This is a genomic window from Streptococcus sp. 121 (assembly GCF_016458205.1).
GTDB lineage: Bacteria > Bacillota > Bacilli > Lactobacillales > Streptococcaceae > Streptococcus.
Genome location: NZ_JAEMED010000054.1, coordinates 1 through 11,336, shown reverse-complemented (window position 1 = coordinate 11,336; position 11,336 = coordinate 1). Strand labels below are relative to the sequence as shown.

Here is an 11,336-nt window from a genome sequence, read left to right as displayed (position 1 = left end):
TTTTACCTCATTCTTCCTATTCCGAGACTGTTTATCAAGCAAATTCTTGGGATCACGCCCGCCGTGTCTGCCAATTTTCAGAAAGAAAGGATGGGGAACTCTTCTATGAAGTTACTTCTCTTGTGACCAATCTAGCTGGTGGTGCTAGCGAAGAATGTTTTCAGCTTTACCGAAAACGAGGACAGTCTGAAAATTTCATAAAAGAGATGAAGTCTGGATTTTTTGGAGATAAGACAGATAGTTCAACTCTAATCAAGAATGAAGTTCGTATGATGATTTCTTGCTTGGCCTATAATCTTTCCTTATTTATGAAGCATCTAGCTAATGGGTCTGTGAAAAATTTGACGATGAAACGTTTTCGGAAACTGTTTGTGAATATAGCTGGAAAATGCGTCAAAAGTGCTAGAAAATAAATTCTAAAACTGTCTAATCTCTATTCTCTGAAAGATGAGTTTCAGGCTCTCTTTGAGCGAATTTCCAGACTAGATTTCTCACTCCCCATTCCCTATGCAGTAAGGGATACCAGTCCTCCTTTGTTAGGAAATTAGGATGCCGAATCAAATAGAATACATTTTTAAAAATCGAGAGTCGCACCAAGGGCGGAGTCTACCCTTTTTTAGGGTGCTAAGGTAGCAGACCCATCTTTATTTATAGAAAAGCTTGATCGTTCATAAAAATCATCAGAATTGCAATTGTTTATTGCTTGTTTCTGATGATTTTTTTGATAGTTACGCAAAGATATTCAGGGGATGAATAATTCGGGCTAAAAAATGCTTGGGATACAAGTCGCCGAAGGAATTTCTTATTGGTGGCTAACTTCAACTTGAAATTTAGCATTGTGTATTGAAATATAATGAGTATGAGAAAGATAATTTTATCGAACTTTTGTCGAGCACAACACAAAAAAGTTAGGTAAATAACAAAAAAAATAGGAAATAGTAAATAACAAAAAAATAGGAAATAGTTGACAAAACAAAATGAAAGCGCTATAATCTTAATATAAGTTAACTTATATTAAGGTGAAGAAGGACGAGACATGAACTTTTTAAAAAAACTCTTCACTCGCTTCGAGATTAACGTTGGGTTTGCGAAGTTTGGTTATCGCGGCAAAGGTTGGTATTGGTAATTTAGAGATTGTTTGATCAAATAGTATTACCAAAACACTATCTTTATGAGACAGTTGAGTGAAGGTGGCCACTTTGCTCAGCTGTTTTTTTGAGGTGTGAATATGAGATTAGATTATAGAATATTTGATTCGTTAGCCCTCTCTATTGCATTGATTGCAATTGCTTCAATTATTAGTGGCTTGGGATTCATTTTTAGATATGCACTTCTTGATTATTCTTTTGTTGGAATTATAATTGAAGGTTTTTGTTTAATATCAGGGTTTATTTTAATTCCACTGATCATAGTACGACTGCTCGAGATCAAAGTACAGTATCCAAAGTTGTCAAAAGAATCAGCAATAGTTCTATTTCTTATTATCTTAGTTGCATCATCTCTGATGTTACAGATAAATGAGGCAATTCATTCATTTTTTATAGCAATGAGTGAAGAAATCTTTTTTAGGGTAATTATCTTCAGTGTCTTATTAAGATATTTTTCCAGAAATCAGACAATCGTTATTGGTTCACTTTTGTTTGGCTTTCTCTTGCATTTGAATGGAGATTTTTTTGTTAATGCGGTTATAAAATTTCCAGCAAGTGTTCTTCTCTATTATCTTGCACATTTTTATGGTATTCAGTACTCTATCGGAGTACATTGGTTTTATAATGTTTTGGTGAGCACGTTATTTATATAGTTTATTCAGAAGTACATTATTCGATAACATCTCCTATTTTGATGTTACCTACTCTCTAATTTATTAACTAGAAGTGAAGAAGGGTAACAAATTAAGTAATGATAACTGGTGACAAGAAGGTAAGGAAGCAACTGTAAACTCCTTTCATAATTCTATTATTCTGGGAAATAATGTAATGGCAAGCATTTAAACAATTTTTGTCAAAACTGGGTTCTATACTCTTTTAGTTTATCTTTTATTGCTGTGTTAGCTCGTCTTGCCGTACTTTAGTACTGCCTGCGACTCGCTGCCTTGTACTAAAAGCAAACTAAAAGACTATAATAACCCGCTTAACTTATATTACGAGGAGGACGAATATGAAAAAACATGTAATCTACTCGTCATTACTGCATGTAGTGATAGTATTGGCAAGTATATTCTATATGGCCCGACTATCAATATTGGAATTATCTGTTTTGATTTATTTATTACCAGTTGTATTGAACTCATTTTTTATATATTTGAGTATGAAGCAAAAACAGAAAATCAAGGAGGCTAATTATTGTTTCCCGACATTGTCATTAATCTCTTATTTGATAATAGGTCTTTTTGTGGATACTCTAGGATATTGGGATACTTTTATAAAGAATAATACTAGTAATGCTGGTGACTTTACTGTGAATATAGATTCTAGCCTACTAGGTACCTCACAAATTATATTTGTTTTAATTATCTATTTTAGTTCGGCGTATTTATGTATCCTTTTATTCAATAGAAGGGAGAGAATCTATGGTCGTCCTTGAGGTAAAAAAATTAGGAAAAAAATATTTAGGGAATGATTTTTATTCTTTGAAAGATGCAGATTTTCGAATAGTGGATGGAGAAATCGTGGGTCTCGTTGGAAAAAATGGGTCTGGGAAAAGTACATTGCTAAAGTGTATTGCTAAGTCACAGCGTCCTAGTGAAGGTCAAATTTTTATTGATACTCAGGATATTTATTCAGGTAAAGGAATGTTGGATAATTTTGGGATTATGATTGATCCTGTCTTCTTTCCTCAGATTAGTGTATTAGAAAATTTGAAACTCTATTTAAAAATTCACCAAAAAGAAGAGTATTATTCCAATATAGAATCTATATTACGGCTAGTTGGTTTGTGGGATGCTAGGTATCGGAAACCGAAAGACTTTTCATTTGGAATGAAGCAGCGGACAGCTCTAGCAATAGCTTTAATTACAGAACCTAAATTTCTTTTACTAGATGAACCATTTGTGGGGTTGGATCCGATTGGTGTTAAAAATTTATTGGCTATTTTAAAAGAATGGGCGGTTTCTAAGCAAACTTCAATGCTTATTTCTAGTCACCAATTATCGGAATTAGAAGAGCTATGTGATCGTTTTTTATTTATTGAAGCAGGTGTCATATCGGAAGCTAATCCAGCTGATGCGGAAAAGATTTGTGTTGAATTAATTTCTCCTATTCGTGAAAGAAGGTTATTGGAGCAGCTAAGCGCGTATGATTCTATTAGTTTTGAGGGAAGATTGCTTGAAATTCCAGTGGATATGAATGAACATGACTTAAATCATGTCTTTAAAGTATTGGCTGAGAAAAATAAAATTAAGAGTGTTCTCTCTAAGAGAGATCATCTCCAAAAACTATTTGTGGAGGACTAGAATATGAATTATTTAACCCTTCCTTTTTTCAAAGCATTGCTCCAAAAGAGAGAAGCGCAGATTGTTCTTGGATTCAGCCTATTTCCTTTGTTGCTTATCATTGTGAGCTTTTTTGATACTAACTTTATGCAGTTAACAGCAACTGAGGGAGGTTTGAGTTTTTTTGAATTTTTTGGAGCAGTTTTAATCACTCAATACGGCCTGTTTTTGCCGATTGTTGTTTTTATCTATTTATCTAGTCATCTTTTTAGGGATGAAATTGATAGTGGTTTGATGTATCTTTATAAGGATCAAGATCGTCAGAAGATATTAAATGCCAAATTGGGATCATTGGTGCTTCTACAATTTGTTTATATTGTCTTAACATTAATCTCTAGTTTTGTAACCTATTTTCTACATCTGGTTCGGAGTGGGATAGGTTCTGGTGAAATTTTCCCTATTTCTATTGATTTTTTTCATGTAGATGTTTTAAATATTATAGGAATTACGACAATGACAAGTTTGTGTATCTTAGTAGCAAGCGTCCTTTCTATTCGTTTGTCTAATGGATTAACAATGCTACTAGCTACACTCTTTACTCTCCTATCTTACATTGCTCCTCTATTAACTAATTTGAAGTATCTATTTCCTAATAGTTACTCTGCTTTGCTGGGAGAACTGAATTTTTCAACTTGTTTACTTTTTATGGTTTTTCTTGTTCTATTTTATGCAGGAATTTTGTATCTAGTTTCTTTATATTACTATAAAAAAATCGAATACTAAAAGGCAGGTCCGCACGGGACCTGCCTTTGTTAATGAGCGTGGAGTTCCTTTTCTTTTTTTAATTGAAAGCCCAAATAGGCAATGCCAAGAAGTAAGGCGATGCTGGCCATTAGGCTGCCCTCGGTTTCAAAGGCTCCACCTGAAATCCAATCGGCTGCTTCCGGTTTTATTGCAAAGGAAAAGAGAGAAGAACCAGTACTGGTACCGCTGACAGCTACGCCGAAAATATTTCCTTGGGTGAAATTCCAGGCGCCGTGCAGACCTGCAACTCCCCAGATATTGTCCGTCTTCAGCATGTAGAGAGCCATGAATACCCCAGATAAGACGATACTCAAAATCGACAAAGCAGTCACATGGTTATTGGCCAAGTGCATGATCCCAAAAAGACTACTTGAAATCCCAATGGCGATAGCGAGGTTGGACCGTTTGTTGACAATGGGTAGAAGCCAGGCTCGAGTTAGAAGTTCTTCTGTCCCACCTTGGATAAACCAAAATGGGATGGTGGATAAGACAAAAAGGAGATTCTCACCTGAAAAATCGACTCGATTGAAATCAAGCCCTCCAAAAAGATAGCTTGATCCAAAGGCAAAACTGAAGACCAGCATGCCTACACCCCAACCTTTCAGAATCTCCAGAAGAACATTTGTCTTGAAAAATCCCAGACTAGAAATGGGACGTTTCTCATACCACTTGACCCAAGCAAAAAGTGCCAGAGCGATGAAGGCAAAGATCCCCAGTTGAACATACAAATGATTAAAGACTTGCAATACTGCATCCAGATTGTTTAGATTGGCAATCACGAAGGGCATTGAAAGGATGGCAAGGAGGAAGCCCCCAATCATCGAACCTCCGAAAACGAAAACCTCTACCATGAAACAGGCAAGGATGATCATGAGCCATGCAGGCAGTTTCTCATACCGTGTGGTTGTATAGTCTTTTAGTTTGCTTTTAGTACAAGGCAGCGAGTCGTAGACAGTACTGAAGTACGGCAAGACGAGCTAACACAGTAATAAAAGATAAACTAAAAGAGTATATTTGCCAATATTCTTTTTTCCATCATTTACTTCCTCCATTATTTTTGATACAACAGCTATCGTCCTACTGGAACAATGGTTTGTCTAACTTTTCTATATTCATTTTAACAAAAATATACAAATATTGATATGTAAATTGTAAAACGTGATTGCTGAATAGCTGTTGCAGACTTCAGAGAGCTTCAGAAATTCTTTTATTTCCCCTTTCCATATATGTTATAATGGAGGGGAGGTATACGATATGAAAGTGATTATGGTTTGCTTAGGAAATATTTGTCGCAGTCCCATGGCAGAGTTTGTGATGAAACAAGAAATGCCGACTTGGGATGTGGAAAGTCGTGCCACTTCGACTTGGGAGCATGGCAATCCGATTCACCGCGGAACACAAGCAATTCTTCAAAAATACGAGATTCCTTACGATGTCTCCAAACAATCCCAGCAGATTTCACCAGCAGATTTCCGGGAAGCGGATTTAATCCTAGCCATGGATCAATCGAACCTGGAAGATCTGCGAGCTTTGGCTCCGCAAGAAGCCTTAGATAAGATTCATCCCTTGATTGATGGGGAAGTCCCAGATCCCTGGTACACGGGAGATTTCGAGGAGACCTATCGCTTGGTTCGCCAAGGCTGTCGAGAATGGATTGAAAAAGTAGGAGAGTAGCGATGGCAAAACAGGAAAAAGAAAAGAAACAAACTGAAAAAAAAGCCCCTTCTAAAGGCATCCGTTGGAAACGGTCCACTTTTGAACTCATGACTGGAGCGGTTATCCTCCTATGTGCGGTCTGGGTTTTTGTATCTGGAATCCCAATGAAGGGGAAAGTCAGCCTCAATGATGGCAAGATTATTTACGAAGGAACCCTGGTTCGGGGAAAAATGACTGGCCAAGGTAAAGCTACCTATGAAAATGGAGATGTCTATGAAGGTGAGTTTGAAAATGGAGCCTTTCAAGGTCAAGGGACCTTTACCTCAAAGGATGGTTGGCGCTATACAGGCCAATTTGCCAATGGAAAACCAGATGGAAAAGGGGAGCTGGTAACAGAGGATAAGGTCGTCTATACTGGAACATTTAAGCAAGGAATTTACCAAAATGAGAATTAAATGGTTCTCCCTGATTCGGATAACAGGACTCCTCTTTGTCCTGATTTATCATTTTTATAAGGACCAGTTACCAGGTGGTTTCATTGGGGTGGATATCTTCTTTGCCTTCTCCGGTTTTCTGATTACAGCCTTATTAATTGAGGAAGTTGGGAACAGGAAAAAGATTGATTTGGTGTCTTATTTTAGACGCCGACTCTACCGGATTGTGCCACCACTGGTGCTGATGATTTTGGTAGTGGCGCCGCTAATGCTCTTTGTCAAGGCCGATTTTCGGGTGGATATTGGAACTCAGACAGCTGCGGCTCTGGGTTTTGTGACCAATTTCTATGAGATGCTGTTGGGGGCTAGTTATGAAAGCCAGTTTATTCCCCACCTCTTTCTGCATACCTGGAGTTTGGCCCTAGAGGCCCATTACTATATTGTCTGGGCTTTGGTCTTGGCCTTAGTGGCGCGTGGTTCCAAGGATATTCGTCGCTTTAAGAGCCAGGTCTTTTTAGTTTCGACTGGTTTTCTCTTGGTCTCCTACATCAGCATGCTGATTGGAACCTTCACGACGGACAATGTTTCCAACCTCTACTTTTCAACGCTATCGCACAGCTTTCCCTTCTTTGTGGGATCTAGCCTTGCAGCCTTGACAGGCTTGCAGCAACAAGGAATGTTGCTGCGGAGTTTGGTTCGGAAGTGGAGTCTGGGCAAGACCTTGCTTGTGTATTTAGGAGCCTTGACCCTTTCGCTTGTCCTGGCCCGCTTCCTGACCTTTGAGTCACTTTGGACTTATGCCATCGGTCTTTTTGCTGCCTCTCTTTTGGCTGGGCTGATGATTCTAGCGACCCGTATCCTGCATGAGAAGACGAGCATCAAGGAACCGCGACTGTTCGACTTCTTAGCTAGCACCTCTTACGGGGTCTACCTCTTTCATTGGCCCCTTTATCTGATTTTTTCCGAATGGATGGGGCATGGTTTAGCTGTTTCTCTAACCATTCTATTTTCCCTTATTTTAGCTTCTTTTTCTTTTTATTTATTGGAACCAATCCTTCAAGGGAAACATCCGAAGGTTTTAGGTACGCCCGTAGTGCTTCCCAGCCTGGGATGGAAAGGGCTTATCCTTCCGCTCCTATTGGCAACAACTTGGGTTATCGGGGTGGTTACGAGCCCAAGTATGGGGAGCTTTGAGGCCAATCTAGTGGGAAATAGCCTGCAACAAGCCAGTCAGCAAATGCGTTCTACCCGTATTCGAACGGAGAATCCGGATGCTGTGGCTGATGGAGCAAGCCTGATCGGGGATTCTGTGGCCCTCCGGGCTAGTGACTGGCTGAACAAGGATATTCCGGGTTTGGACATGGATGCGGCAGTATCTCGGAACTTGATTGACGGGAATAAAATGCTGAAAAAGGCTGCTAAAAATGGCACCCTGGTCACAGATGTCATCATGGCACTCGGAGTTAATGAGGTCAACGATTACTTTGACCAGCTCGACCAGATGGTTGAAAACCTACCGACTGGCCATCGCTTGATCTTGGTAACCCCTTATGATGGACGTGTTTTGGATAATCCCAATGCCATCGCCAACCGGACTCGGGATTATATGATCAAACTGGCGGATCAATATGACTATGTGTTGGTTGCAGACTGGTACCAGACGGCCGTAGACAATCCGCAAATCTGGTATGGTACGGATGATGTCCACTTTGGATCGGAATCCGACAGCATTACCCAAGGTAGTGAACTCTATGCCAAGACTGTCCGGGATGCCTTGAAGAAGGCTCAGGATGCACCAACAAAACCGTAAGGCTGAAATGATAGAAAATCACTTGTAACTAAGGCATGGATTTTCATTTTTGAAGTTCAAAAAAAAAAACAGTAATACCAACTTAACTTTAGAATCAGAATACTCGAATAATTTCGAAAAAATGACGAGGAAAGGCGACGATGGTAGAACTAAAGGTTCACCGAGGAGCCTTGACAATGTCAGATTTTGAAATTAAAAGAGTATAAGAAGGCTGGGGTCCAAACCCCAGCCGCTTTTGTTATACTAGTGATATGAAGAAGGTGAATCGGCAAATTTTTGACTTGGCCTTGCCAGCTATGTTTGAGAATTTTTTACAGATGATCATGGGAGTTGTGGATGCCTATTTGGTGGCTAGTCTGGGCTTGATGGCTATTTCAGGTGTTTCCCTGGCTTCCAGTGTTTTGGCTATTTACCAGGCTTTGTTTTTGGCTTTGGTGGCGACTTTATCGAGTTTTGTAGCCAAGGCTCGGTCAGAACAGGAAGAGGAACAAGCTGAGGACTTGGCGCGCTCAGGCTTAGGCTTGACAGTCTGCCTGGCTCTGATCTTGGGCTTGTTATCCATTTTCCTGGGTCCAAGGATTCTTTCTTGGATGGGAACGGACTCGACAGTAGTGGAGGCTGGTGGTCTTTACCTTGCTTTGGTCGGAGGTACCGTTGTTTTCCAAGGGTTGATGATGAGCCTTGGTGCAATTCTCCGAACCTGGGGACGGCCGCAGGAACCGATGTGGGTTAGTTTGCTGGTCAATCTGCTGAATGTTCTGTTGTCCACTGCTTTTCTATATGGTCTGGATTGGGGCTTGATGGGGGTCGCCCTGGGGACTGCTCTGTCACGCTTTCTGGGTACTCTTTACCTTTGGTGGCGGGTGCCCTTCCCTCTCTTGGGACGGCGCTGGTCTTGGGATTGGAGCTTGGTGCGTTTTGCCCTACCAGCGGCGGGTGAACGTCTGATGATGCGGCTCGGCGATTTTCTTCTCATGGTGCTAGTGGTTTCTTTTGGAACTGAAGTAGTCGCAGGGAATGCCATTGGGGAAACCTTGATTCCCTTTCCTGCGATGCCGGCTTTGGGACTGGCGACTGCAGGGGTTATTTTGGTCGCTCAAGCTCGGGGGCAGGAGGACTGGGAGCAGGTTGATGCCTTAGTTTCGCGTTTGTATGGTTGGACGCTAGCCTTAATGCTTCCGATTGGCTTGGCTTTTTATCTATTTGGTCAGCCTTTGACGCAACTGTATAATAGTGATGCTCAAGTTGTTGCGGCTAGTCAAACAGTCTTACTGTTTGCGTTCTTAGGAAGCCCGATGACTGCAGGAACTTTGATTTATACGAGCCTATGGCAGGGTTTGGGCGATGCCAAGTTGCCTTTTTATGCGACTAGCATTGGGATGTGGGTCTTGCGCATTGGATTTGGTGCCTTCCTCGGATATTTTCTGGGCTGGGGCTTAAGTGGAATTTGGATTGGCACCTTGGTTGACAACGGTTTTCGCTGGTGGTGGCTCAGACGTCACTACCGTGCTTATAGAAAGGAACAGGCATGACAGCTTTTATTTGGGATTTGGACGGGACACTTTTGGATTCTTATGAAGCCATTCTGGCAGCTATTGGCCAGGCCTTGGCAGACACGGAATACCCTTTTGACAAGGAGGCGATTCGCCAGCAGATACTGGCTACCTCTGTTAAAGATTTTTTTGAAAAAATTGAAAAAGCTGATGGAAAAAATTTGAAACCTCTCTACCAAAAGGCTTTACCGCAATTCAGTGGGGAAATTCGCCTCTTGCCGGGGGCTAAGGAAATCTTGGATTGGGCGGACCAGCAAGGAATTGAGCAGTTCGTCTTTACCCACAAGGATGAGGAAGCCCATCCCCTCTTAGACAGACTGGATTTGGCTTCCTATTTTAGAGAAGTGGTGACGGCTAGCGATGGCTTCGCGCGCAAACCGGATCCGGAGGCGCTCTATTATTTGATGGACAAGTATCAATTGGATCCGCATCAGACCTACTATATTGGCGATCGTCTTCTGGATATTGAAGCTGCACTCGCGGCGGGAATCCATTCTATTAATTTCTTGGCTCATCCAGAAAGCCAACAAATTGAGGATTTACAGGCTATTCAAGATTTAATGTTTGATTAAGAATAGTGGGTTACTCTAGTAGAGGTCTAAGCAAGGAAGGCTGGGGGGGATGGCCCTATCCTATTGATCAACTTTTATACCCTTTTAGTTTATCTTTTATTACTGTGTTAGCTCGTCTTGCCGTACGTCAGTACTGTCTACGCCTCGCTGCCTTGTACTAAAAGTAAACTAAAAGACTATATTCATGTGCCTTTCAGCATTTCTTCCTGTTTGGGCTAAAAACGATGAGGTGTGACTTTGCCAATCCAAATCGAATTGGAATAAAAAATGAACCTTAAGGTTGCTTTAAGGTGAGCAGGTTATACTATAGTCACAAGTTAAGAAGAACTCTTAATTTGACTCCTAAAACTTTTCTTTTTCATAATAATCTCCAAATAAACCAGGGTCCGTGTTAGTCCCTGGTTTGTTTTTGTTTACTTTGGTTTTATTCTGATCTTGTGGGAGATTATCTGCTGGTTTATTTAAGTCAATCTGTTTTTAAACTACTTGGTTCACGAGTGGTTCTTTTTTACCTCGCAAGCTCGGCATCCACTGCTGGTCTCGTTTAATTTAAAGCTCGACATCCATCGCTGTAACTCACTTCGTATCGAACAGCGAGTGTATAATTCGCTTTGCTTCATACAGCAGTAGACATAATAATCTCCAAATAAACCAGGGTCCGTGTTAGTCCCTGGTTTGTTTTTGTTTACTTTGGTTTTGTTCTAATCTTTTGGGAGATTATCTTCTGGTTTATTTAAGTCAATCTATTTTTAAACTACTTGGTTCACGAGTGGTTCTTTTTTACCTCGTAAGCTCGGCATCCGCCCCTCTAGCTCACATTGTTCGCAGAGTTCAAAGGTCTTATAGACCTTTGAAGATACAGGATAAAGATAACGAAGTTATTGTCAAAGGACATAATAATCTCCGGAAATAGCTCCTTTCGAGGGGCTATTTCTTTTTTCTAGATTTATCCCAAATTATTCATACCTAACTTAAAAACCTTCCAGAAACCGTATTGATTACAGGGTTTCTGGAAGGTTCTGCTTTTCACCCATTGGGTGAAACGTTCGACTAGACAAAAAAGGATTTCCCCTTTAT

General features: G+C 40.6%; 10 protein-coding genes and 1 pseudogene. 10 read left to right on the top strand and 1 reads right to left on the bottom strand.

Features of this window, described 5'->3' with window-relative positions; all coding sequences use genetic code 11:
- The 5 genes and pseudogenes from JEQ21_RS09050 to JEQ21_RS09035 all read left to right on the top strand — a co-directional run.
- A pseudogene (locus tag JEQ21_RS09050) lies at window positions 1-548 on the top strand (transposase); the annotation flags it as partial.
- Window positions 549-1,228: 680 nt separating this feature from the next.
- Window positions 1,229-1,801, top strand: a complete 573-nt coding sequence (locus JEQ21_RS09045; protein WP_199365198.1) for a CPBP family intramembrane glutamic endopeptidase — start codon at window positions 1,229-1,231, stop codon at window positions 1,799-1,801.
- A 356-nt stretch (window positions 1,802-2,157) separates the two neighbouring features.
- Window positions 2,158-2,583: an Msa family membrane protein gene (locus JEQ21_RS10330; RefSeq protein ID WP_442805125.1), complete on the top strand. Its 426-nt coding sequence runs from the start codon at window positions 2,158-2,160 to the stop codon at window positions 2,581-2,583.
- A complete protein-coding gene (locus tag JEQ21_RS09040; RefSeq protein WP_199365195.1) occupies window positions 2,570-3,451 on the top strand; it encodes an ABC transporter ATP-binding protein in 882 nt (293 codons plus the stop codon). Before JEQ21_RS10330 ends, JEQ21_RS09040 begins: the two co-directional genes overlap by 14 nt.
- 3 nt (window positions 3,452-3,454) lie before the next feature.
- The gene (locus JEQ21_RS09035) at window positions 3,455-4,213 is read left to right on the top strand and encodes a hypothetical protein (protein WP_199365193.1); all 759 of its coding nucleotides are present in this window, start codon (window positions 3,455-3,457) and stop codon (window positions 4,211-4,213) included.
- Window positions 4,214-4,242: 29 nt separating this feature from the next.
- Here JEQ21_RS09035 and JEQ21_RS09030 read toward each other — a convergent pair whose 3' ends face one another.
- Window positions 4,243-5,106, bottom strand: coding sequence for a CPBP family intramembrane glutamic endopeptidase (locus JEQ21_RS09030; RefSeq protein ID WP_199365191.1), 864 nt, complete (start codon window positions 5,104-5,106; stop codon window positions 4,243-4,245).
- Window positions 5,107-5,488: 382 nt separating this feature from the next.
- Here JEQ21_RS09030 and JEQ21_RS09025 point away from each other — a divergent pair, with 382 nt between their 5' ends.
- The 5 genes from JEQ21_RS09025 (at window position 5,489) to JEQ21_RS09005 (ending at window position 10,259) form a co-directional block, all read left to right on the top strand.
- Entirely contained in the window at window positions 5,489-5,908 is a 420-nt protein-coding gene (locus JEQ21_RS09025; protein WP_199365189.1) for a low molecular weight protein-tyrosine-phosphatase, read from the top strand.
- 2 nt (window positions 5,909-5,910) lie between these two features.
- Window positions 5,911-6,345: a hypothetical protein gene (locus JEQ21_RS09020; protein ID WP_199365188.1), complete on the top strand. Its 435-nt coding sequence runs from the start codon at window positions 5,911-5,913 to the stop codon at window positions 6,343-6,345.
- Window positions 6,335-8,134 (top strand): acyltransferase family protein, encoded by a 1,800-nt coding sequence (locus JEQ21_RS09015; RefSeq protein ID WP_199365186.1) that lies wholly within the window; start codon window positions 6,335-6,337, stop codon window positions 8,132-8,134. The genes JEQ21_RS09020 and JEQ21_RS09015 overlap by 11 nt, the downstream gene beginning before the upstream one ends.
- Before the next feature lie 251 nt (window positions 8,135-8,385).
- Window positions 8,386-9,666 (top strand): MATE family efflux transporter, encoded by a 1,281-nt coding sequence (locus JEQ21_RS09010; protein WP_199365184.1) that lies wholly within the window; start codon window positions 8,386-8,388, stop codon window positions 9,664-9,666.
- Window positions 9,663-10,259: an HAD-IA family hydrolase gene (locus tag JEQ21_RS09005; RefSeq protein ID WP_199365182.1), complete on the top strand. Its 597-nt coding sequence runs from the start codon at window positions 9,663-9,665 to the stop codon at window positions 10,257-10,259. The genes JEQ21_RS09010 and JEQ21_RS09005 overlap by 4 nt, the downstream gene beginning before the upstream one ends.
- Window positions 10,260-11,336 lie beyond the last annotated feature (1,077 nt).

Excerpts from the sequence above, each read along its gene's own strand:
- JEQ21_RS09045 (WP_199365198.1), top strand. The coding sequence starts at position 1,229 with ATGAGATTAGATTATAGAATATTTGATTCGTTAGCCCTCTCTATTGCA.
- JEQ21_RS10330 (WP_442805125.1), top strand. The coding sequence starts at position 2,158 with ATGAAAAAACATGTAATCTACTCGTCATTACTGCATGTAGTGATAGTA.
- JEQ21_RS09040 (WP_199365195.1), top strand. The coding sequence starts at position 2,570 with ATGGTCGTCCTTGAGGTAAAAAAATTAGGAAAAAAATATTTAGGGAAT.
- JEQ21_RS09035 (WP_199365193.1), top strand. The coding sequence starts at position 3,455 with ATGAATTATTTAACCCTTCCTTTTTTCAAAGCATTGCTCCAAAAGAGA.
- JEQ21_RS09030 (WP_199365191.1), bottom strand. The coding sequence starts at position 5,106 with ATGATCATCCTTGCCTGTTTCATGGTAGAGGTTTTCGTTTTCGGAGGT.
- JEQ21_RS09025 (WP_199365189.1), top strand. The coding sequence starts at position 5,489 with ATGAAAGTGATTATGGTTTGCTTAGGAAATATTTGTCGCAGTCCCATG.
- JEQ21_RS09020 (WP_199365188.1), top strand. The coding sequence starts at position 5,911 with ATGGCAAAACAGGAAAAAGAAAAGAAACAAACTGAAAAAAAAGCCCCT.
- JEQ21_RS09015 (WP_199365186.1), top strand. The coding sequence starts at position 6,335 with ATGAGAATTAAATGGTTCTCCCTGATTCGGATAACAGGACTCCTCTTT.
- JEQ21_RS09010 (WP_199365184.1), top strand. The coding sequence starts at position 8,386 with ATGAAGAAGGTGAATCGGCAAATTTTTGACTTGGCCTTGCCAGCTATG.
- JEQ21_RS09005 (WP_199365182.1), top strand. The coding sequence starts at position 9,663 with ATGACAGCTTTTATTTGGGATTTGGACGGGACACTTTTGGATTCTTAT.